The sequence below is a fragment of the Dictyobacter formicarum genome, from assembly GCF_016587435.1.
This window is the reverse complement of sequence record NZ_BNJJ01000011.1, coordinates 1-24,051: the sequence shown is the minus strand read 5'-3', so window position 1 is coordinate 24,051 and position 24,051 is coordinate 1. Positions and strand designations below refer to the sequence as shown.

The window sequence follows — 24,051 nt, the reverse complement described above, 5'->3', positions numbered from 1 at the left end:
CTTGACTAAGGATATTGCTTCTTGCGTATAAAGAATAGAACATCAATACCGTTTCTTGGGCTTGCTCCATGTTTCGACTGCTTTGCGCCGGGCGGCTTCGCTGCGATCCGGTCGGCTATCGTCAATGTTGGAGAGGAGATTGCCCAGACTGATCAGGCTATCTAAATTGTTTGAGGGCAGGAAATCATCGATAAATGGTAGCGATGTTTTCATGCCGATTGTTAGCGGCCGATAGTCTGGCGAGCCAAGCAAAGGATTAAGCCAGATCAGGCGATGGCAACTCCGTTGCAGTCGAGCCATTTCAACGTGGAGCGTTTCGGCTTCTCCTCGGTCCCAACCATCGCTAATGATCAGTACCACGGCTCCATGGCCCAGCACACGTTTCGACCAATGATAGTTAAAATAGTGCAATGCATCCCCGATACGTGTCCCTCCCGACCAATCTTGCACTGATTTTGAGACATCGCGAACCGCATCATCTACATCGCGCCTCTTCAATTGACGTGTGATACGTGTCAGACGCGTGCCAAAGACAAAGGCCTCCACGTTCATCAAGCCATTTGAGACGGTATGAATAAAATGGAGCAGCAGGCGCGAATAGAGGCTCATTGAGCCACTGATATCACAGATAATGACCAGTGGACGTGGTTTCTGCTTGATCTCACGCCACGTCAGTTCGATCATTTCCGCCCCATATTTTAGATTGCGCCTGACCATGCGTCGCATATCGGGATATGAACCCGTGCGGGCCGGAGCCTTACGCCGGGTGGAACGGTGCCCCAGATTCCAATGCATCTCGGACATCAAGCGCTTGGCCTCTTGCACTTCTTCCCAGGTGAAATTCTCAAAGTCCTTCTTGCGCAATTGTTCAATTGCACTGTAGGCGGTCCCCTGTGGCTCACCCAGATCATTTTTGCTCTCTTCGCCGTCCTCCTCTGCAGTGCGTTTGCGTTCAGTAGGGCGCATCTCGCCACGCAATTCTTTGCGCGTCTCACTGGTTTTCAAATGCTCAGCCAGACGCTTACGTTCCGAGGGGGGCAGACGCATCTGGCGCTCTTCACGCTTAATCCCGCTATTTGTGTTATTCTCAAGCTTCTTATTCAGGTTTGTCCGCATCGACCAGAAATAATAAAACATCTGATCGAAAATCGGTGCCTGCTCATGGCGCGTGAGCAGACTGCACTTGAGGGTGGTGTAGAAATCCTCGGCATTAGTGATGTCGATAAAATTCAGCGTCTCCGCCAGGTCCAGTAGCTGATGAGGTCCAACGTTGATGCCGGACTCCCAGAGCAGACGACCAAACTCAGTCAGGCGATAGAGCAACCGTTCTCCATGCTCAATTTTCCTGCTAGTGAGTGCCTGAGTAACTTGACCTTCTGGTGGTTGTAGATTCGTCATCAGGAAACTCCCCGTAGTTTCTGTAGAATTTTGCCAATGTCGAGCCCCCCCACTTTCAGCAAGTCATCCTGATATTTGAGCAGGGCGCCTAGAGAATCACGGATCGCGCCTTCTGTCAGTTCCTGCTGATCCAGGGCCAGCAACGAACTCATCCAATCCAGCGTCTCCGCAATACCCGGTGCTTTGTATAAGTCTAAATTGCGCAACTCATGGACGAAATGGGTGACCTGTTTCGCCAGGTGTTCCGGAGCCTCAGGCATGCGGGCCAGGATAATCTGATATTCTTTTTCCAGCGTAGGGAAATCGATCCAATAATAGAGGCAGCGGCGGCGTAACGCATCATGGATCTCGCGCGTACGATTGGAAGTGATGATAACGAAGGGTGGCTCTTTGGCTTGAATGGTACCAATTTCTGGAATCGTAATCTGGAAGTCTGATAACAACTCGAGCAAATACGCCTCAAACTCTTCATCACTACGATCCAGTTCATCGATGAGCAATACCGGAGGAGTGGTGTTATTGGGATCAATGGCCTGCAGGAGTGGGCGCTGCATCAAGAAATCGGGGCCAAAGATCTCTTTCATTTCTGCTGGCTGATTGACTGCGCTGGCCTCTAACAGGCGAATGTGCAGCATCTGTCGCGTATAGTTCCACTCGTAGACTGCCGTATTGATATCGATGCCTTCATAGCACTGCAACCGGATCAAGCGAGTTCCCAGGAGTGTCGCGAGCACCTTGGCGATTTCCGTTTTGCCTACTCCTGGTTCGCCTTCCAGCAAGAGTGGCTTACGTCGTTTGAGTGATAGAAAGATCGTAGTTGCCAGACTGCGATCTGTGATGTAGTGTTGCTCGGACATTGCACGTTGTACATCTTCAATCGTTGCAAAGTTGTTAAGTGCCTGCTCCAACGTAAGCCTCCAATAAATAATGATATTTTTATGATTTTTTGAGCGGGAATTGAGGAAGCGGCCGTGAGGGCCACACCTACGCATGCGATACAAATCCAGGTATCGAAAGACGTATATACGGATTTAAATTAATACTTTGCCGTTTTTAAGGAAAATGGTGTCATCGATCCATACCTCACCGGATGTACGCAGGTCACAAACCATGTCCCAGTGAAGGGCGGAGCGGTTGAGGCCACCGGTTTCGGGATAGCTGGCTCCCAGGGCCATATGGATGGTTCCCCCTATTTTCTCGTCAAATAAAATTTGTTTGGTGGCATGAGTGACGCGCATATTGTTGCCGAAGGCGAACTCACCCAGGTAGCGGGCGCCTTCATCCAGGTTGAGCATCTGCTGGAGATAGTCATTGCCCTGGCGTGCGCTGGCTTCGACGACTTTACCTTCACGAAATACCAGGCGTACCCCCTCAACGGATCGACCATCATAGGTAGCTGGAATGTCGAATTGTATCACACCGTTGGCGCTGTTCTCAATTGGACCTGTGAAGAATTCGCCACTGGGAAAGTTGCGTTTGCCATCGCTATTGATAAAAACACGGTCGGCGATCGATAGCTTGAGGTCTGTGCCCTCTCCCAGGACATGGACCTGTTTTTTGCCTACCAGCCAATCAACATAATGCTGCTGCTGGCTAGCCAGTTCTTTCCACCTGGCGATAGGATCGGGATCGTTCAAAAAGCAGACGTCAAAGACGAATTCTTCAAATTCTTTTAAGGACATATTGGCTTCTTGAGCATAGCCTGCAGTTGGATAGAGGGTGCCACACCAGCGGAAATCACCGGCCTGTTCGCGTTGGCGAAAAGTGGACATGAGTGAGCGACTGGCCTGACGGCGTTTGGCACTACGCTCTGGTGGAACCGTGCTCAATGCTTTGGGATTACTGCTGGATTGAATATTCAAGCGGGCAGTTGCCTTTTCTGCCATGGCCAGGGCAACCGGCGAGGGGGTCGTGAGCTGGCTATCATTACCTTCACGCAGCAGGATCTCCGCCAATCCTTCGAGTTCTATAAGGGGAACAGGCTGGGCTCCAACGCGCAGCGCTTCACGATAGACAGCCTCAATTAAAGGTGCTGCCAGTGGTGTCGCTTGAATAGAGAGGATGTCTACAGGTTTTAGATAGAGACAATAGTGGACCAGTGTATGTGCCCAACGTTCTATACGGATATCGTTCATACTCTAGCGGATCTTTCTAGCAATTAATGAGATTCTCTATTTGTATCCTCATTATACTAACTTTTTGACTATGTTTGCTCACCTGTAGATGCGAGGCAAGCCCCGCTTCAGCCCTACCTGTAAAAAATAAGGAAACGCCGTACGTCAACACGTACGGCGAGGCTTGAAGCGGGGGCAAGATCATGCTCTCAACATGCTCGCCCTCACCTACGAGCGGGAATGTGACATGTTAAATACGCCCGATAGCTTTAAGGATGGCTCGACGAGCGACAACCGCGGCCATTTTGCGGCGATACTCTTCGGATCCGTGGATGTCCGAAATCATATCCTCACCGTCGGTCGCCTGGTTGACGGCTGCGTTGATCGTTGACTCATCTAGCTTGCTACCCACGAGAGCGTTCTCAACTGCCGTGGCACGAACGGTACGCACTGTCGCGCCGGTAATGGCGATGCTGGCCGCTGAACAGGTTCCATCGTTGCCACGGGTAATGACAGCAGCACAGCCAGCGATGGCATAATGTGAAGCTCTGTTGGCCAACTTCTCATAGGCTGAACCTGTCTGGGCGGGTGGAAGAGGCAAGCGCAGTTCGACCAGAATCTCGGTGGGTTCCAATGCGGTCGTAAAGGTATCCACGAAGAAATCGTCGGCCGCGATAGTGCGCTGTCCCTGCGGGCCCCGAACCACAATCTCAGCCTTCAATGCCAGTACAATGCCAGGCATATCGGCCGCTGGATCAGAGTGAGCAATGCAGCCCCCAATGGTTCCACGATTGCGCACCTGTTGATCGCCAATCATCGCCGTTCCCTCGGTCAGCAAAGGAAAATGTTTGCGCAACAGATCGGATTGTTCGATCTGATGATAAGTAGTCAGGGCGCCCACGGCAATGCAGCCCTCCTCCTCACGGATGTAGGAGAGACTACTGATTTTTCCGATATCGATCAGATGTTCCGGCTGGGACAGGCGCAGTTTCATGGCCGGAATCAGGCTATGACCGCCGGCCAGCACTTTTGCTTCGTCTCCATACTGTTGCAAAAGTGCGATAGCTTCGTCCACGGATGTGGCGGGATGGTAATCGAATGCTGCTGGTACAGACATACACTTTTCCTCTCTATTGCTTATGGATGATCCGCCACAATTTTTCAGCTTTGAGTGGCATATCGACATGATTGACACCCAGCGCATCGGCTACGGCGGCCGCGACTGCTGGTGTCGAACCAATCGTGCCAGCTTCTCCAACGCCCTTGACGCCCAATGGATTGACGGTCGTTGGCGTGACGGTATGATCTAGCTCGAAGGATGGCAACTCTGGCGCGATAGGCATAGCATAGTCCATGAAGGTCGACGTCAGCAGTTGTCCGTCTTCATTATAAACCACTTCTTCGTACATTGCTTGCCCAACGCCTTGCGCAATACCACCATGGACCTGTCCAGCGACGAGGAGAGGATTGAGTTGTTTGCCACAATCATCGACCGCCACATAGCGCGTGATCTCTGGTTCGCCTGTCTCTTGATCAATCTCAACGACGCAGATGTGGGTACCAAATGGGAAGGTACAGGCAGCAGGCTCAAAAAAGACGGTAGTCTCCAATCCAGGCTCAATACCTGGGGCCAGGGTGTTGGATGTATTGGCGGTCGCGGCTACATCCTCGAAGGAGACCGATTTTTGTGGCGAGCCGACGACGGTAAACTTGCCATCTTCCAGTTCGATATCGGATGCACTGGCTTCCAGTATGGCAGCGGCAATGGTCTTCATCTTCTCTTTCAGGCGCACCGAAGCCTGATAGATGGCTGTACCTCCCACAGCGGTTGTGCGGCTGCCGTAGGTGCCACGTCCCTCGGGTGTGGAGTCTGTATCCCCGTGCAGGATCAGGACCTTCTCCTGCGGGATGCCAAACTCACTGGCAACGATCTGCGCGAAGGTTGTTTCTTCGCCCTGCCCATGGGGTGACGAGCCTGTATAAACCATTACCGTACCGGTCTGCTCAATTCGCACACGGGCACTTTCATACAGGCCGAAAGGCGCAGTCCCTTTGGGCCCAATGCCACAGATCTCAACATATGATGAGATGCCGATGCCCATCAGTTTGCCCTGGGCGCGAGCACGCTTCTGGTCTTCGCGCAACACATCGTAGTGGATAATATCCATGGCCTTTTCAAGGGCTGCAGAATAGTTACCGCTATCATAGAGAGCGCCAGTCGCCATCGTGTGTGGAAACTGTTCTGGACGTACAAAATTCAGCAAGCGGATCTCGGCTGGATCGCGTTTCAGCTCGTGGGCCACCAGGTCCATCGCCCGTTCAACCATATAGGTGGCTTCGGGACGGCCGGCACCGCGATAGGCGTCCGTTGGCGCTTTATTCGTAAAGACGGTATCGCAGCTACTATAGATATTTGGAATATCATAACAGCCACTTAGCATTGGCAGAGTAAAGGCGATCGCAATCACATCGGTAAAGAATTGCAGATAAGCCCCCAGGTCAGAGATAACATGGAATTTCAGGCCTACCACCTTACCATCTTTGGTCGTTGCAGCTTCCATATAATTGACCTGGTCCCGACCATGAATAGTAGCCGCTAGATTCTCATCTCGATCCTCGATCCATTTCACCGGACGTCCTGTTTTCATGGCCGCAAAAGCTGCCAGTGCCTCTTCCGGATAAATGTTGAGTTTACAGCCGAAGCCGCCTCCGACCTCAGGGACGATCACACGTACCTGGTGCTGGGCAAGCCCAAGTTGTTCCGCCAGATAGTTGCGTAGCAAGTGGGGAATCTGGGATGAGCTCCACAAATTAAGCGACTTATCAGATTTTCTAAATTCTGCAACGACTCCGCGTGTCTCCATCGGAGAGGGGGCCAGGCGCTGATTGACAAAGCGCTCTTTAACAATGACGCCACCGTTGGCCACGGTCTCGGCAAATATCTTGTCGATAGCTTCAGATGAAGGATGCATCGAGACGGCGACATTGGTATTAAATTCTTCATAGAGAATCGGGGCGTCGGGCTGCATAGCTTTTTCGATATCGATAGCCGCCGGGAGCGGCTCATAGTCAACCTCGATGAGATCCAGGGCATCGCGGGCCACGTAGCGGTTTTCCGCGATTACAATCGCCACAGGATCTCCATAGAATCGAACCTTATTTTCGGCCAGCGGCAGGCGCCGTCCCATACCATTGGTGATATGTGGAGGAAGAGGCGCGGCCACAGGAATATTGCCGACAGTACCTTTAATATCTTGCGCAGTATAGACAGCGACCACGCCAGGGAGTTGGCGGGCAGCGTCTGTATTGATGCTGTTGATCCGAGCATGGCCATAAGTGCTACGGAGCACTGCCATGTGGAGCATACCAAGGAGCTTGATGTCATCGACATAGGTTGCTTGACCAGTAATCAAGCGTGGGTCCTCACGCCGTTTGATCGGCGTACCAAGCATAGCTGCAATGCCCATGAGTGTACATATCCTTTCTCATACGTTGAGAAATGAAACCTACTCCATACACAACACTGGTTAGAGAGCATCCTTGCGCAACCATAAGGTTGTTAGTCGCCTGCTGGAACCGGAGTTTCCGCGCTGGTGCTCATACGCTCGGCGGCATCTTGAACGGCTCGGACAATATTCTGATAGCCAGTACAGCGACAGATATTGCCTTCCAGTCCGCGACGAATTTCTGCCTCGGTTGGATGAGGATTGTTCTTGAGCAGTTGATAAGAGGCCATAATCATGCCAGGTGTACAGAAGCCACATTGGAGGCCGTGTTTCTCCCAGAAGCCTTCCTGGATGGGATGCAGTTTGTCCTCGGGAGCTAAACCTTCGATTGTTGTCACCTCGCCACCGTCGACCTGAACGGCCAGTACGGTACAGGATTTGACAGCCTCACCATTGACCAGAACAACACAGGCTCCACATTGTGAAGTATTACAGCCGATGTGGGTTCCAGTGAGATCTAACGTTTCACGTAAATAATGGACCAGCAATGTACGCGGCTCAACCTCGCTCTGATGCTTTTGTCCATTGACGGTGACGGTGATTGAACGCTTCGTAGTCATTGATACTACCTTTACCTCTGCTAGTCGCGCTCCCCTTCGACAGCCGCGAAAGGCCAGAGCACGATACTTCTTTGCAACCGATAATACGAAATAGTTTGCTGTTCTTGTGTCGTGAGGAATGAGTTGGATCATTCTTTAACTTCAGTGTACGCTACTTTGAGAAATCGGCCTGGCTCCTTTCGTTCCATACAAAGGAAGGAAGCAGAAAGATGGAAAAAAGCGATAGCGATACAAAGTGTAGAATCAGATAGCAACCCAATGTTGAACTTCATTGATATGTGGTCCGTTGGCTGAAGGGCAACGTGGGTAGGTTTCCATCCATCGCCTTAACCCTACCTTAGGACATCCAGAAAAGGAATTCTATAACGTGAAGAGCGTAGCACACGTGAGGTTAGCTTGTCAACGTGAAAAGGCGAGACCGTTCTAAACGCGTTCTCGCCTTTTAGCTCAAATAATTATTGTTAAGGGCCACCGCCGATAATAGGGCCGATAATAGGATTGCCCTGAGTGCCGCCTTGAGTGCCGCCCTGAGTACCGGGTCCATGGTTTCTTTTTCCGCCTCCGCCTCCGTCCGGCTTGGCAGTAGCTGTGGCTGTGGGCTTAGTCCCGCTCATAATCACAAACGACTGTGGTCGTGTGCCATCTACCTGACAGGTCACGTTACCGGCTGAAAAGGTGGCTGTAATTAAGGAGAGCCGGTTGATAGCGGCGACATGGCCTGCCATGGGCAGGTTGACAGTTGCCAGTCCATCGTTGGTGGTGACCGCATTCATTGGCGTAGTAGACATATCGCCCCAGGCAACATTGAAGGTAACGCCAGCGCCACCGATCCCAACAGGATTGCCATTGGCATCCATCTTGGTAAACTTACCGTAAATAGTGATAACGCCTCTTGCATCGAAGTGAGGAGAAGCATTGACCATCCAGACACCACACGCCTGAGGGGGAAGTGTTGGCGTAGGGGTCAGCGATGTCCCATTGAGATTAATGGTCGTTGTCGATTGTGGCTGAGCGGCCGCCGTGGTAGTATCGGCATTTGCTCCGCACGCGACTACTACAACACTGAGTACAAAAAGCAGCAGTATTGCCCCATATTTGAGAGCAAGCGAGCTTGATTTTACTTTTATTTCCGGATTGGTTGTTTTCTGTTGCATAAATCGACTATAACCCTCGTATATTTTCAATACTGCTGCGTAGTATAGCACACCTTCCGTGCGGGCACCTAAATTTGTGCAACACCTGCCATGAAAGTACTATATTTTTCTGTATTTGGGGTCTATGCAAACAGACGAAGCGTAGATAGCAAGCAGGAGAAAGGGAAATGACAGAGAAGAAGCACCGCCAGCGTCCAGATTCGCGCGCCAGTTCTGGATACCAGTTGTGCTTCTCAAGATAGATAAAGATGTGTGATTATTTCACAATTACTGAAAGTTTCATGCCGCCGTGGATAGTGCAGAAAAGCTTAAACGTACCAGCGGTATTGAAAGGCCCAACCGTCATTTTATCGCCACCAGTGAAATTCAAACTGACATCTGGGGCACCGGGCTCCTTGGTTGGATCTGGTGTGGAACCGTTCCAGGTACCGTTTTTAATGACGTGGGGAGCGGAAACGTTATCAATGAGATCCAGTTTCTGTCCCTTGGGAACGGTCACTTCTGTTTCAATGAACTGGGATGCACCCATATGGGCGGCCACATTCTTTGGAATAGAGTTGGCATCAATAACTCTACAGGCAGAGAATAAAACGGTGATAAGAGAAAGGGCTAAAAGTCCAATTAGGATCTTTTTATTCATAGTGTTCCTCGGAGTCCTCCTTGAGAATGCTGTTCGTCTCCATCGATTGAATAATGACAAGGATATCCTGTCTGGGGACACTCCTACTATAGCAAAATGTCGTCAATATGGCAAAGATACTGGCCAGGAATTTGCGGCAATTTTTCATTTCCATTCTTCCCTTACCTGGCTGAACGAGATCCTGATGTATCTATGTCTTATTGTATGCCGTTCATTTTCCAGTATAAGTAAAGATTGTGCTCCATATTACCTTGCCAGATTACCTATTTGACCCTTTATAATCAATAGCAAAAAAATGCCAATTTGACAAGGAGTGGGGATATTCCCTGCTTCAGTAGATGTTCCCTGAGGAGTATTGCCTCTGTATTCTCACTTGAGAAAGCAGAAGTATCAAAAGAGGCACAGATGTAATTACACCTGTGCCTCTTTTATTGGTAGCGCATACGGGATTCGAACCCGTGATCTCCGCCTTGAGAGGGCGATGTCCTAAACCGCTAGACGAATGCGCCTTGTGGGTGTTGTGTATTGATCACGCGTTATATAATAACCCGACTCTGGCTTTTTGTCAAGCTTTTTTACTTTGCAAGCGTCCCTGTTCCCAACTTCCATGGATATTGCTGTTGCTCTCTTGCGGACGGGCGCAAGAGAGCAACAATTAAATAGCCCTTCTCTGAGTGCCGAAGGCGCGAATACGCTGCTAGCGTTTCAGGTCGATGCTAATGAGTTCTCCTTTGCATTTAAATTTGAAACTGAGGCGCTGCCAATTGTTGGGCCAGTGTGGCTGGGTAGTATATCCATCGTCGGTAATGCTCAGGCCAGCAAAGCCAAAAACGGCAGCCTGCCAGACGGCGCCAGCGCAAGCAGCATGGATACCGTCAGGTGTATTGCCGCGTAAGTTTTCCAGATCGACCAGGGCACCTTTCATAAACATCTGGTAAGCTTCATCGATATGACCCAGTTCGCAGCCCAGAATAGCGTGCAATGCAGGCGTCAGCGAGGAACCATAGTCATGATCGGTAATCGGGAAGTAGTAGTCCCAGTTAACTTTTTTGGTGTTATAATCGAATTCCTGACGCAGCATCGTAAGCAACATCAAAACATCTGCCTGCTTGATAAGTTGATACTTTTGTATCTCTTGCACACCAAGGATACCCTGGTAGGAATCTTTACGCCCTCTGTACTTTTCCTGATCGAATTTGGCTAACTTGAAAAAGCCATCGAATTGTTCGATCAGACCCGTAACTGGATCTTGAGGGAAGCGCAGATGTTCCATGACATCGCGCATATATGTCAGATGCTCTTCTGTCAGATCAAGCTGTTCAATTAAGGCATTGGCTTTAGATGGGGCGGTCTGCTGCAGCCATTTAAGAACACTCAAAGCGATGCGAATATTGTATCTGGCCATGTAATTGGTATGGGCATTGTTGTTAACATGCTCGTGCCATTCATCGGGTCCAATCACGTTCGATATGGTATATTCATCCTGCTGCCCCTTTTTCTCTGCCCGGCTATCCCAGAACAGAGCGGTACTCAGCAAGAGCTCTGCGCCGTAGTCGCGCATAAACTCATCATCACCTGTGACGCGCCAGTATTCCCAGGTGGCATGCGCTATACTGGAAGTGATATGTAGCTCGATAAAGCCGTTGAGCACAGGAATGACTTCACCAGTCTCGGGGTGTACGATCGAGGGTGGTGTTGTTTCTTCGCCATTAAGTGTACTTTCCCAGGGATACTGAGCACCGGCGTAGCCATTGCTGGCGGCCTTTTTGCGCGCCGCAGGAAGAAGATGATAGCGATAGAGCAGGAGATTGCGCGCAATATGTGGTAGCTCGTAAGTGAAGAAAGGTAACATAAAGACTTCGGTATCATGAAAGATATGTCCGCGATAGCCAAAGCCAGTCAGGCCTTTAGCGGCAATGCTATAGCGGCTGTCGTCGTCGGAGGCATTGATCCGCAACTGATAGATGTTATAGCGCAACGCTACTTGCGCCTTCTCATCACCTTCGAGCACAATATCAGCCTGCTCCCAGAAGTGAGCCCAGGCTTCATCCTGTTTTTGTATTTGATAATCAAAGACAAGAACATTATGAGGATTACTGTTCGTCTCTTCAGCGACCGTATTCAGCATTTTTTGATGGTGGGTAAGTGTAGCCTTGTGAGGATCTTCGCTATCACGCGACGTATACATCACGACCACTTTTTCAGTGACGATGCTCTCCTGAGGACTCAGAGCGCCGGTGAGACGAATACTCGGCTCGATATCCCCATCCACAAATTCCTTCTGAAACGCGGTCGTATCGGCATTAAAGCTCATACTTTGAACCAACGTCACATGGGTACCCCGTGTCTCACTTTGCAGCCAGAGTAGATCTGCGCTATGGCCCTGGTCCGTTGTTTCCCAGTGCATAACATTGTAATTGCCCTGGGCAGCATTAAAGTTAGCGCGCAACGAAATTGCTACAGGTAGATCTTTAGGTGATTCATCAATGGTGACACTATAACGAATCAAGCCCAGGTGCTTATCAGCCAGACTGGCAAAGCGCTCACTATTAACGCGTATCCGCACGCCCGATGGACTTTCCCAATGAACTGTGCGCGTCAGCAACCCGTTTTGTAGATTCAGTGAGCGCGTATATGCCAGTAACTTGCCCTTATCCAGGCGGAACCGTTCGCTATTGACAAACAAGTGAATCCCGACCCAATCAGGAGCGTTTGCCAACTCTTCCTTGGCAACCGGAACGCTATCAAAGACGCCAAAGAGGAGCGTCGCCGCCGTTTCGTGCGGATAGCCTTCTTCAAAAGTGCCGCGTGTACAAAAATAGCCATTACCAATGGTAAACACTGTCTCCTGGCTGTGTATCTGCTTGAGATTGGGACTAAACGATTCCTCGTTTACCTGCCAGAGATTTCCCACGTCGCATCCTCCATGCATAGCTCTGCTTTTGTGGTCAGAAGCTCAAAAGAGCGCCCATCGTGGTGCTCATTCATCTGCCAATATATCTTTTAAACGTATATTTTCCATTGTTGGTACAACTTTATCGGCACGCTTGAAGCGCTCCTTGGGACCAACCCCCAAAGCGTACATACCGGCTGTCTTGATGGCTTCGATACCCGCATCGGCATCTTCGACCCCAATACAGTCAACTACGGGCGTCTGTACCACGCCAGCAGCAAAGACAAAAATATCGGGAGCAGGTTTACCATTGATCACGCTATAGCCATCAGCAATGCCATCGAAGAGATCAATTATTTGTAACCGCTCCAAAACGAGACGACAATTTTTGCTAGCTGAGGCCACCGCGCTTTTCATGCCTGCCTGATGGATCTCCTGCAACAACTCACGACCGCCGGCAACAACCTCGTCCGGGCCCATCTGCGAAATGAGTTGGTTGTAATAATTGTTTTTGCGCTCCATCATCTCCTGAATCTGTTCTTCGCTGTAGTGGCGATCACGAATAATATACATCAGCGAATCGCGTCGACCAACACCACGTAGATGCGCGTCATTTTCCTCGCGGGTCAAAGGAATTCCTTCTTCATCCGCCAATTGTTTCCAAGCGCGATAATGATATTCTGAAGTGTCAGTCAGAACACCATCTAAATCAAATAGGATTGCTTTCGCCTTTGGCATCTGTCGTTCCTCACATTCTTCATTTCCTGGTCTATTGGCTTGGCATATTGGCTGTATTGCAGGCATGTTTCATCATGATTGCTGGATTCATTGCTTAGCGACTGAATCTGCTTGAGATACCGTTGGATCTCACCTGGCTAATATGCCATACCCCTCTAGATTGTAAACGTTGATCACAGGAAAATGTTGACAATGACACACTTAAAAGGGGCATAACTCTTATATCTGCTAAAATACTATTATAAGACGAATAGGTTAAATTACATGGAAATATGGGAATTATGGTTTGACTAGCTGCCGAAAGAAGTGTTTCTGAACATAATTAGAACTTTGCTTTAAGATTACGTTTAATTATACAACAAAGAATATATAGAGTTGCATAGAGGCTACCAGTGACAGGAAGGATTGTTAGCCTTCAGGAATTAGCATTTTTTTCTTATTGCGGCATTTTGAACTGAAAGAAATGCTCTACTCGTATAGTATTAAGAAGATGTATATTTGAGCTCATTGGAACTTATAGAGAATATCATCCGAAAGGCTGAATTGATATGAATACACCTGTACAGATTGGCTTGCCGCAAGTGGTCCTGTTTCTGATCGCGGTACTCGGCATCGGTCTGCTTATCTCGTCGCTCATGGGCCTGTTTAGTAGTCGGCGTGAGCTCGAAGTATTTGAAGATGAAGATGGGCGGCGCTATCGCCGCTGGCGCAAACGCCGCCGTGAGCTTCGCTGGAAACGCGGTACCAGTGGCATCATCATGCTGATTCTGGCCGTGTCGCTGCTCTGGCTCACCTTTGCCGTCCAAAGCTATCTGGGTCTTACCAACGACATCAAAGTGGCCCGCGTCCATGCTAACACCTTTACAAACGATCCACACAACATGGACCTACAACTGACAATGCTGGATAAAAATGGTAATCCGACCTCCGATGAACGCTATAGCATTAACGGAGATCTGTGGCGCCTGGAATGTGTGATGATCAAATTCCCCACCTGGATGAACATTCTGGGCATTCACTCCAGCTATAAATTGACTCGATTGGAGGGCTCTTATAACGATTCTAAACTAGAGAGTTCTTCTCCTCACGTTGTTGTTGAGCTCAATGGCGGAGTAGGAGATTTCTTTAATCAGACCTATGGCAATTCCCTGACCAAACCTTTTGTTGATGCCACGTATGGCAATGGTGTCTTTGAACCCGCTGACGGCAAAACCTATGACATTTATGTCTCGCAAACCGGCCTCTACGCTAAACAAGCGAGCAATTGACGATCTCATCTAAGTATTAGAAGCCATAATAGAAATCGAGGCCACCTTGCTTGCCGAATGCAAGGTGGCCTCGATTTCTATTATGCTTAAATTTATGCTTAAATTCAGTTCATGTAATGCTATGGGGTGGCGCGGCGCATGAATAGGTCAATGATGCCGAGGGCCGCCGGGATTTGGGCACAGGTGGCCATCAAGAAGCTCATCAGGGCTTGCAGACGCGGTTTCTCTATGATGTCGTAGATGTAGTTGCCGAGCCGGGCTCCTAAGAGTATCGTTGCGCCTGCCGGGATAGCCAGCAGAAGCATCCAAGAACTGGTATGCCAGATGAAGTAGGTACAGATGGCAAAGATGATGCCACACAGCGCTAGGATGCGATTTTCTTTAAAGCTTGTCTGGTGCAACATGGTATAGGCGACGGCTGCTACAAACAGTGGGATCGGCACCCACAGCGAAGGCTCCTTCGGAATCACATGGAAGATACCTGCGATCGTGCGTGTGCCTTCATAGTGTAGGAAGTAAATGGTATACCAGTCGCGACCCATCAAGAGCATGGACCAGAGAAACGGAGCCAGCAGAAAGACACGTTTGCGAGCATCCAGGCGGCGCAACAGGATCAGGGCGGCTCCAGCAAAGCCAGTCACAATTGGAATAAACAAAGGATTTGTTTGTCTTGTCAGACCAAATTGTTCATAGATGCGATACATATGTTGGGCCGAAGGTTCTGTACGGACGATTGGAATATTTTTTAACGCATTTACCAGGTGGGGCGAATACATCAAGTAGAAAGGCCCCAGCACCGCGGGGCAGAGAAATTCAAGAATCAAGAGAGCCATGACCAGATTGGTGAGGCAATTAATTGGTCTATACTTACGGAAGGCCATACGAGCCGCCACAAAGCCCAGGATAATGGTAAGCCACGACCAGCCCAGCATGCAGTGAGGAACCGACCACTGTGTCTCGTCCAGGCCATAGGTTGAATGCCAGAAGTTATCAAACATAATCGTGATACTTAATGCTGTCAGACCACCCCCCAGCACTACCAGGGAACCTGCGATCTCAAATGGCAAAAAGGGTACGCGTACGCAAGGTCCATACCAGATACGCAACTTAGGCGTAAAGGCAATAGTGGCGACCAGGGCAGCCGTCACCGATGTCATCACAAACACAAAAAAGTGTGGCGGTGACCAGAAATTATCAAAGCGGACCGTGGCGTGCCAGACGCGATCCCACAGTTTGCCCGCTCCAGTGGAAGCAAAAAAAATGAAAAAGGTCACCCATAAGAGTCGATAAGCCCAGGCCTGGCCGGCAGGCTGTGTTTTCTGATCAGAAGTTGAAACTGGTGGTATCAGCTTCTGATCTTCACGTATCAGATTATCAGTGGACGAAAAACCGGCAGCGGGCAACTCTGCCATGGAAGGAGTTTGCTGCATGATTACCTACTTTCTCTTCCGTTCTCCACGGGGTCCAGAGGGATAGCTCTCTGGCGAAGATTGCGGGCACGCACGCTGGGACAGGCACGTCCCCGGCATTCTATGTGTTCACTCAACTCCAGCCGTCCGAAGATAGCTGGAGTTGAAGAATGTGCGAGCCTTTCTGGTTATTATTATCGGCATGAGTGTGCAATAGACTTAGTTATCAATGCCACGGAAGTAGACCGCCGATCCGTAGCCTTCATAAACCATGCGGAAATCGCGAGGAGGGAAGGTGAAGCGGCCATTTTTAGTGACGCCACCCTGATAGCCACCATTGTCTGTGATGAGCCAGATGCGGCTATGGGCAGCCAGCACATTCTGGAAGTCTTGCTGGTTGAGCAGCGGATGACTGCCGGAAGTGGTTTCGATAACTTTGCCGTTCTGCTCAATCAGGAAGAGGGCCCGGTCAATCGAAAAGTAGTAATCAACCTGTCCTACATAGTAGAGCACTGAGACTGCGGGCGCGACCGAGACAACTACATCGCCTTTCTTCAAATGGTTTTTCATATACTGACCAACATGATCGTAATCAGCAAAGTGATGGCGATAGCTCAGTCCCAATGTACGGCTAATAAACAAATTGTAGTTACTTAACGGCAACGCCGGAAAGATGAGCACACTGAAGCAGAGTATCCCTACCATCACGGATAGCACTATCCGCACTGGTAGAGAGACAACTAGACGAGGCTGACCATCGATGCTCCGCCTGATCTGTATCAAATGAGGCCGCGCAAAGCGCCAGATCTGCTGTAAGACGCTCCAGAATGCGTATGAGCCCAGGATGTAGTAGATGGGCAAGAGCGGGTAGTAATAGCGATCCGCCTCCATCGTAAAGATCATAATCAGGGTAATGCTTGATAGGATCAAGAAGAGCGCGAGGAAGCGCACCCGCCGATCTTTGCGCATAAAGGCCAGTACACAGCCCAGGACCATAAGCGATGAGTTGAGCAGCAACCAGGGTTGGGTTAAAAGCCATGGAGCCGCCGTGTCTTTAATGGCGATCGGCTTGAAGAGCAGCGAGACATAGTAGGGGAGATTATCCAGGCTGGGTTGTATCTGTGGACGCCGGCTCTGATCGGTGGCAAAGGTAGGAGGATGTGTCCAATACACGGTTAGTAACTGGGTAATAATAATGGCACAGGCGATCAGGGCTGGCACCCACCAGTGCTTTTTGCGCAGGATATAAGGTATGCCATAGGGTGCCTCACGCGTTGCCAATAAAGAACAAGCCAGGGCTGCCGGTAAGGTGATAAAATTCTCCTCATGGCTCAAGTAAGCGATAACCATACAGGTGAGAGCAATGTAGACAGGCCGTTTGCGCGTGCGCTGCTGGATCGCCTGGTAGAGTGTATAGACGACCAGAATCAGCGCGAACTGGGCCTGCTCGTACATACGTGTCTGACGTGACCAGGTCATGGCGTAGGGGGAGAAGGCCAGCATAGCCGCCGCCAGCCAGGCAATCCTACGGTTAAACATACGCTGGGTGAGTATATACAGCATAGGAATGCTGACCAGGTATTCAACCAGGCTGATCAGGCGGGGAACCACACTGCCCCCCGTGCCCAGGATAAACATCAATACCGCCAGCAGGTATGAGAAGAGCTCACCTTTCGGATAGGTAAAACCAGACGGGAAGGCTGGAAAGCCCTGCACCATAATATTGCGGGCCGCATTATAGCTGGACAGCTCATCCTGCCAGAACGGTTCGTAGCCTATGTTATAGCAGGCCATGGGGATGATCAACAGCATAACCGGAAGTATTCCCCAGTTCAAGCGTAGCCATGCCAGCAGGCGCTGTTTCCACAAATGGGTTTGTTGGGAATCTGCCGGAACCGACGTTTTAACCAGCGTTAAAAAATCGCTGTTCAGCGCTTCTGGCTCATTGACCGTATCAAGATGTGTGCGTTGCCGATTGCGGGCATGTAGCCAGAGTCCAATAGTGCTGCAAGCGACCAGAAAGATCAGGAAGAGGCCCCACTGACCTGTATATGGAAACGGCTGTGTGAGCATTGGGTCGCGGCCCAGCACAATTACGAGCGCTTCCACGGCCAGTGCTGGCAGGAAGATCAGGCTAGCAGCCTCAAGGGCAGCGCTACGCGAAGGATAATAGCGACGCAGAAAGACCAGGGCCATCAGAAGCCAGAGTGCCAGTACAGCAACGCAGCAATACACAATGAGTTCAGCGACCAGCATGGGAGGGAGCGTCACCACATTGCGTAGTGTAGTAGTGTCGGGCAGGTAGTAAGACAGGCTGGCTCCAGGCCGGCCAATAGGAGTGGGAGGCGACCACTGCGCGGTGGCACTACCATCCTGGGTCCAATTGTCAACGGCCTGCGTCGAAGCACGCCATTTATCATCAGGAGCAGCCAGATTGGTTACAGTATTGCCATTGCTGGCCAGTACATCAACGGATAGAGCATTCTTCAGTGTATCCAGACCTACCTTTGCCGTGCTGGTACCCGGTGCCTGAACATGAATCGCCAGCGTATTGCTGCCTTTATGCACGTAAGGGGTAATATCATAGACACCCGTAATCAATCCATTGCGATAGACCACTGGCTTCCCCAGATCATCCAGGATCGTTGTCAGATTCTGCCGCGGCACAGTAGCCTGACCATTCCACTGCATGTACTGGTGATTGTTGATAAACACATCTGTCTGTCCGGCAGCGATCAGGCGCAGCAGAATACTATCGCTGTGCTCAGGCACCTCGATCTGATGTACAAAGTAGCCATCTTGTCCACCTTCAGCACTGAGCCAGTGAGAAGACATGGGCTGCGTATAGATGACTGGATTGACAGTGAGCAAAGAATCGGCAGCTACTGGCGACGAAACCAGGTTAGCAAGCTGCCAGAGGTTATCATTAAAGGCAGGCAGTGCCCATTTAAATGTTTTAATGGCCCCCCGTGGATGGGCCAGCGTCGTCTGTCCAGTGGCGTGCCAGGAGGCGTCAGTCCCAATATAGTGTATGTGGCCACCCCAACCAATACCAATCGAGGCGCGCAATTGTGGATTTTTTTGATCGGCGTCCACAACGCGAGCGCTAAAAGCGTTGATACCCTTATGCAGTGCTACATCCACATCAAACATATAAGTTCTGGGAGTTTCTCCATAGTCGAAGTCTTGCGTATTAGTGCCAATAAAGATGCCATTGACATATAGTTGGAAGACCTGATTGGCAGTGATCATGACAAAAGCATTATCGGGAGTTGCAATTAAATTGGTTGTATAGCGATAATAGGCTACAGGCGCATTCGTATCTACCGCCGAGATCCAGTGGGCACTTCTCCACTGAGGCGTATAGGTTTTGATCTGAGGAATCAAAGTATACTGGAATGCGAACCAGCTGGTTCCCGCACACGCCAGGAGCAGACAGAACCACAAGGTGAAGTGCGTCAAGCGGCGCCTGGCCCGTTGCACGACCAGCGCCTGTATTTTTCCCTGTGAAGATAGGGTCCTTTTAGTATTTTCTGGAATTTCTGGAATTTTTGAGGAAATTACGCTCATTACCTTTCTCCGTGTCTAGTAGACATTCCGTCATCCATTAACGCATCCCCGACATATGTTGACGAGCGGTATTATTTCGATATGCAGGATCTAGATCCTGAGCTTTATACAAGTACTCGCGTGCATTGTTGATATCTCCTAAGTCAAACCTGCTCAGGGCGATATAGGTGTATGCGGCTGACCGCATTTCAGCGCTGGAGCTAATATTTAAGACCATACGCATATGTGCTTCACATCCCGCATAATCATGTAAATCATAGAGAATGCGTCCAACGGTGAACTGAGCATAAAAATTGTTATTATTGATCTGCAATAATTCATCCAGCCAGGGCAAGGCGGGCTCATCATGGGCCAGATGGGTATTGGGCATTCCTTTAAGAGGAGCACTCACTTCGGCCATTTGCGCCAGCGATAGACTGACCTCATCCTGTAACCAGGGGGTGTGCTGATAGCTATGCCAGGTAGTGAGCATGGTCTGATAGGAAGTATAGAAGTCCTTCTGGGTACGGTAATAGTGACCCAGATAAGCCTGACTTTCGGCATTGGGCTGTTCTGGATGCAAGTAATACCAGGCTTCACCACGCGCAAGATGATATGTAACCAGTTGATCCAGTTCAGGATTAAGGAAGCGAGCTGAATCTAGCCAGTTCATGGCAGCATTGTAATTGCCTACGCTCAGGAGATGTTCGGCCTGAGCTTCACTGACCATGGCAGCAGGCGCCCGACCAAAAATGATCAAACCCAGTAATATTCCCATCGCGAGCATTCCGGAGCGCCCAAGGCATGGTGGGCGACGATCAGCGATAGCCGTCTCTACAAAACGCAGGCGTAGAGGCAGAAATGCACGCGCCATTAGTAACATTCCAGCACTGAAGAGTGGAATAAACCAACCACCATCTAATTGATCAGTTAAGATGGCGAAGCGATCAGCCAGGTGGCTACTATCTAGAAGAAAAGGTAGGATCGGTGTATACTCTGGCGTTGCCGCATAGCCTAGATGTGAGCGTGCCAGTTCCAACTGAATCTGTTGCCGTGTCACCTCAGCAATTGTCGACATATCCGAGCATAGAAATTGAAAGAGAAACAACGCAGGTGGCACCAGACAAAGCAAAGCTGCCCACACATAATTGCTGGCCAGAACTAATTTTGGAGCGGTCAACATCTGTACCGGGTCAGCACTACTTTCGGCGCGCGCTACTCGCCATGATTGATACGTCACGAAAAAGATGTAGATGGCACAGCCTGCGCAGAGCGCCCCATAGTTGAACACGCCCGTGCGTAACTGCCAGCCCAGGTCGACCGGCAGCTGCCATGCCATCAGGCGTGTTCCCGAGGGGTTATTAAACCAGGAACACAGGCTGGCAATCAGCATTACAATGCCTGCAGCTCCTGGTATGATGACCCGATATGGCCTCCAGCTATGCTGAGCGGACCAGGGTCGGTTCGAGCTAACCATGTTCTTATCCCCTGAGTTTACATTTTCCAGCCTTATTGTTCAACCGAGTTGATAGTCACAACCTGCCCCTGATGTAGGCGATTAAGTGGCAGGACCACAATCTGGTCATTGGTGGACAGGCCGCTATCGACGTAGAAGACATCGGGTGCGCTACCAGCTACGTGTACCTGTTTCAGGTAAGCGTGACCATGCTGAACTACATAGACACTGGATTCGTGGTCTGGATTGAGCACTGCGATACGTGGAACAACAAAGGCATTCTGCTGACCTTGCAGGCGTACATAGGCACTCATGCCCGGGATAAGTAATTGTTGCGTATTGGTGACCGTGATATCCACCTGGAACGTATCGGTTTGCGCATTGGCCTTAGGGATAATGGCGGTAACCGTTCCATTCAATGTTACGTTGGGCAAGGCTGATGGCGTGATCTGTGCCGGCGCGTTCAGATGTACCTGCTGCAGATTGGCCAGCGGAATCTGTGTATGTACTATCAGGGAAGACTGGTCAGTCAGGGTCATCAGGATCGTATTGGCGGTAAAGACCTCTCCCGGGTTAATGGTGACCGTGATGACCATGCCATCTACAGGCGAGATCAGGTTGCCGTTGTGCAGGGTCGGGCTATTTGTCTGGGCCAGCAAAGCGTGGTAGTGGTTATTCGCGACTTCATAAGCCTGCTGAGCGGCAGCTATCGTAATGGGATTTACCGCGCTGGCTGTGACCGAGTTGAGATAGGCCTGGGCGGCTGCCACGTCATTGGAAGCCTGTTGAACCTGGGCATTAAGCTGCGACGGGTCCAGGCGTATCAGTGCCTGGTTGCGTTTGATGTGGTCACCTGGTTTGACCATTACTGCCATCACACGCTCGGCCAGCGGAAATTGTAAATTAAAGTTTTGTTTGGCATCGATGAGGCCACCACCGCCAACATTCTGGGTTACTAATTGTTGTTTGCCAACCCGAAACACTGTCACTGGTTGCGTGGCCATCAAGGCATACCATAGAGTATAGATGGCGAAGCCAAGCAGAGCCAGGCCAGCTACGATGGCTGTAATATTCATCGCCCGTGGGCGTCTGTAGCGTTTCTTAAAAGACTTTGTTGAATGCTGAATGCTCGCCTTTGAACTATGGAGCAACGAGGAGAGAGAACGCGCCACCGTGCCTCCTTTCCCATTTTTTGCGTCAGCATTCAGCTCATTGGACACAATGACCTTTTGCTCATTTTTGCTGGCGGAAGTCTGTTTTTTACCATGTTGTGGCAGTGTCTCTGTAACTGAATCATCGGAAGATGGTTTAGTGTATTCTGGTAAAACTTGAGATCGTCTTTCATCCATTGTTTAATCTCCCCATAGTTGAAAGTTCCCATGAATAAAGGGTGCGTTTGGTGATCACTGGCAGCTCAGGATGAGAAAAAAGGAACTTCACTTGCCGTTTTCATCAGCCGTCAAACGACGTAGATGAGTTTTCTCAGTGTTGAGTCCTTTTTTGTCATTCATAAAAAGGTAGATGGCACCTCCGATGAGAGCAAAGAAGATGCCCTGAGCATCTGTCAAAAGGACTAGCGCTGCTGCAGTTGACGTGTCAACATGTAGTGTCGCGAATATGGCGATGAATGCACTTTCACGTAAGCCATAGCCATTGATTGTAGTAGGTAGAACAACGACCAGAGAAACTAACGGAATAATAACCATATAGAAATGAAACGGAACCTGGATATGCAAAATCATGGCAAAAGCATAATAGTTGAGCGCAGCACTGAGATGGAAAAGCACCCCATAAACGGTTGCACTGCACAACGCCTGTGGATGCCTGAGACTTTCCCGTAGCGTCATACCAATGTTGAACACCGAGGTTACAATGCGATAGTTGGCCCATTTTCCTTTAATTAATGTGGGCAGCAAGGTAACGGCAAAAAAACACTATTGCCAGCCCACTACACATACCAAGGCTGGCCAGCACAAAAGTTTCAACTACCCAGGGAGCGAAGGCCTGATGGCAGATGATCAGCATCGGAATAGAGACAATGAGCATACCAGCAAAACCGGTGACGCGACTCATAATCACCGCACTGACCGAGCCGGCGGTATTGTGTCCTTCCTTGCCTACATAGTAGGCCTTGACTACATCACCTCCCATTCCAGTAGGTAAGAAATGATTAAACGAGATCCCAATCATATAGAGATTGATCAAGCGTCTGAGATCGATGTGAATGCCCTCGCCATCCAATAGGCTTTGCCATTGATAGGAGCTAAGAATGACACCGATCAAACCAACGATCAGTCCTATTACTACTTCTCCATCGTCAAGGTGTTGCAACTTCTGTAGCACAATAGGCCAGGAAACGGATTTGAAGAGAAAGGCGAGTAGAATCAATGCGCAACTGAGGCGGAGTCCAAATTTAAGCCATTTGAAGCGTTGTCTTTGTGGACGATTGGGTGCTGGACCCTCAACTGCTATTTCCAGGGGAGAAGTCGAATTGTTGTTCTCCTCGGGAGGCATGCTTGTCTCTGGCAGTGGAATGCTCATGATACCTCCTTTGCGACAGACAAGAGGAGCAGGATGACCAACTACATTGGCAGTCAACTGCTCCTCTTATATGATTGTCAATCAGGCAGTTTGGACGAGACGATAGATGGAGCGGGCGTAATCGAATTCTTCTGCCAGTCCCTGTTGAAGTGAGACAAGTGGACTGTAATTCAGATATTGCTGAGCCCGTTGCGTGTCAGCAAATGTGTGACGTACATCTCCATATTGCTTTTCTTCAAAAGTCACTTTGATGGCGCTACAACTTATTTCTTCCAGAATGTCGATGACGCTGCGCAGCGTGACCCTGGAACCGCCGGCAATATTCATAACCTGTCCCACTGCAGCCTCGCAGGTGGCGGCGCGAATATTGGCTTCTACTACATCCGAGATGTAAGTGAAATCTCGTGTCTGATAGCCATCGTCATAGATACGAATGGGTTCATGGTTCAATATAGCTTTACAGAACTTATGAAAGGCCATATCTGGTCGTTGGCGTGGCCCATAGACCGTGAAGTAGCGTAGCGAGACGGTTGGCACCTGGAAGTTATGATAGTAGAGCGTACAGAGATTTTCTGCAGCCAGTTTGGTGACACCATAGGGTGAGAACGGGCGCAACTGACTTTCCTCCAGAATGGGAAAGGACCTGGCGTCGCCATAAACGGAGGACGATGATGCGTAGACCAGACGTTTAATGCCGCCCACGCGTAGAGCCGTCTCCAATAAGCGTTGGGTTGCCAATACATTGCACTCGGTATAGCGCGCAAACTCCTCACCCCAGCTGGCACGAACGCCCGCCTGTGCCGCTTGATGGAAGACCCAATCGAC

Annotated in this window: 18 protein-coding genes and 1 tRNA gene; 1 reads left to right on the top strand and 18 read right to left on the bottom strand. The window is 50.0% G+C overall.

Features of this window, described 5'->3' with window-relative positions:
* Positions 1–42: 42 nt before the first annotated feature.
* From JMI88_RS19630 to pgmB, 11 genes are all read right to left on the bottom strand, one after another.
* A complete protein-coding gene (locus JMI88_RS19630; protein ID WP_201363639.1) occupies positions 43–1,398 on the bottom strand; it encodes a vWA domain-containing protein in 1,356 nt (451 codons plus the stop codon).
* Positions 1,398–2,255 (bottom strand): AAA family ATPase, encoded by an 858-nt coding sequence (locus tag JMI88_RS19625; protein WP_373323913.1) that lies wholly within the window; start codon positions 2,253–2,255, stop codon positions 1,398–1,400. The genes JMI88_RS19630 and JMI88_RS19625 overlap by 1 nt, the downstream gene beginning before the upstream one ends.
* Positions 2,256–2,429: 174 nt before the next feature.
* Complete coding sequence (locus tag JMI88_RS19620) at positions 2,430–3,533, bottom strand: aminopeptidase (RefSeq protein ID WP_201363637.1); 1,104 nt, start codon at positions 3,531–3,533, stop codon at positions 2,430–2,432.
* Between the two features lie 229 nt (positions 3,534–3,762).
* Entirely contained in the window at positions 3,763–4,629 is an 867-nt protein-coding gene (locus tag JMI88_RS19615; protein ID WP_201363636.1) for an FAD binding domain-containing protein, read from the bottom strand.
* A 13-nt stretch (positions 4,630–4,642) separates the two neighbouring features.
* On the bottom strand, positions 4,643–6,979 hold the full coding sequence (locus JMI88_RS19610) for a xanthine dehydrogenase family protein molybdopterin-binding subunit (RefSeq protein WP_201363635.1): 2,337 nt from the start codon (positions 6,977–6,979) through the stop codon (positions 4,643–4,645).
* A 92-nt stretch (positions 6,980–7,071) separates the two neighbouring features.
* Complete coding sequence (locus JMI88_RS19605; RefSeq protein WP_201363634.1) at positions 7,072–7,578, bottom strand: (2Fe-2S)-binding protein; 507 nt, start codon at positions 7,576–7,578, stop codon at positions 7,072–7,074.
* Between the two features lie 461 nt (positions 7,579–8,039).
* Positions 8,040–8,732, bottom strand: a complete 693-nt coding sequence (locus JMI88_RS19600; protein WP_201363633.1) for a hypothetical protein — start codon at positions 8,730–8,732, stop codon at positions 8,040–8,042.
* A 256-nt stretch (positions 8,733–8,988) separates the two neighbouring features.
* Positions 8,989–9,372 carry a cupredoxin domain-containing protein gene (locus JMI88_RS19595; protein WP_201363632.1) on the bottom strand — a complete coding sequence of 128 codons (384 nt, stop codon included), beginning with the start codon at positions 9,370–9,372 and terminating at the stop codon, positions 8,989–8,991.
* Between the two features lie 432 nt (positions 9,373–9,804).
* Positions 9,805–9,881, bottom strand: a tRNA-Glu gene (locus JMI88_RS19590).
* Positions 9,882–10,069: 188 nt separating this feature from the next.
* Positions 10,070–12,286, bottom strand: coding sequence for a glycoside hydrolase family 65 protein (locus JMI88_RS19585; RefSeq protein ID WP_201363631.1), 2,217 nt, complete (start codon positions 12,284–12,286; stop codon positions 10,070–10,072).
* A 66-nt stretch (positions 12,287–12,352) separates the two neighbouring features.
* Positions 12,353–13,003: a beta-phosphoglucomutase gene (pgmB, locus tag JMI88_RS19580; RefSeq protein ID WP_201363630.1), complete on the bottom strand. Its 651-nt coding sequence runs from the start codon at positions 13,001–13,003 to the stop codon at positions 12,353–12,355.
* Positions 13,004–13,551: 548 nt separating this feature from the next.
* Between pgmB and JMI88_RS19575 the strand changes: the two genes are divergently transcribed.
* Positions 13,552–14,271, top strand: coding sequence for a hypothetical protein (locus JMI88_RS19575; protein WP_201363629.1), 720 nt, complete (start codon positions 13,552–13,554; stop codon positions 14,269–14,271).
* A 119-nt stretch (positions 14,272–14,390) separates the two neighbouring features.
* Here JMI88_RS19575 and JMI88_RS19570 read toward each other — a convergent pair whose 3' ends face one another.
* The 7 genes from JMI88_RS19570 to JMI88_RS19540 all read right to left on the bottom strand — a co-directional run.
* The gene (locus JMI88_RS19570; protein WP_201363628.1) at positions 14,391–15,701 is read right to left on the bottom strand and encodes a hypothetical protein; all 1,311 of its coding nucleotides are present in this window, start codon (positions 15,699–15,701) and stop codon (positions 14,391–14,393) included.
* Between the two features lie 198 nt (positions 15,702–15,899).
* A complete protein-coding gene (locus tag JMI88_RS19565) occupies positions 15,900–19,250 on the bottom strand; it encodes an ArnT family glycosyltransferase (RefSeq protein WP_201363627.1) in 3,351 nt (1,116 codons plus the stop codon).
* Positions 19,251–19,287: 37 nt separating this feature from the next.
* Positions 19,288–20,706 (bottom strand): tetratricopeptide repeat protein, encoded by a 1,419-nt coding sequence (locus tag JMI88_RS19560; RefSeq protein ID WP_201363626.1) that lies wholly within the window; start codon positions 20,704–20,706, stop codon positions 19,288–19,290.
* Between the two features lie 32 nt (positions 20,707–20,738).
* A complete protein-coding gene (locus tag JMI88_RS19555) occupies positions 20,739–22,034 on the bottom strand; it encodes an efflux RND transporter periplasmic adaptor subunit (RefSeq protein ID WP_201363625.1) in 1,296 nt (431 codons plus the stop codon).
* Positions 22,035–22,121: 87 nt separating this feature from the next.
* Positions 22,122–22,601, bottom strand: a complete 480-nt coding sequence (locus JMI88_RS40150) for a lysylphosphatidylglycerol synthase domain-containing protein (RefSeq protein ID WP_201363624.1) — start codon at positions 22,599–22,601, stop codon at positions 22,122–22,124.
* Positions 22,582–23,226, bottom strand: a complete 645-nt coding sequence (locus JMI88_RS40145) for a lysylphosphatidylglycerol synthase transmembrane domain-containing protein (RefSeq protein ID WP_201363623.1) — start codon at positions 23,224–23,226, stop codon at positions 22,582–22,584. Before JMI88_RS40145 ends, JMI88_RS40150 begins: the two co-directional genes overlap by 20 nt.
* Positions 23,227–23,307: 81 nt before the next feature.
* The coding region (locus JMI88_RS19540; RefSeq protein ID WP_201363622.1) for an NAD-dependent epimerase/dehydratase family protein at positions 23,308–24,051 on the bottom strand (744 nt) is incomplete at its 5' end.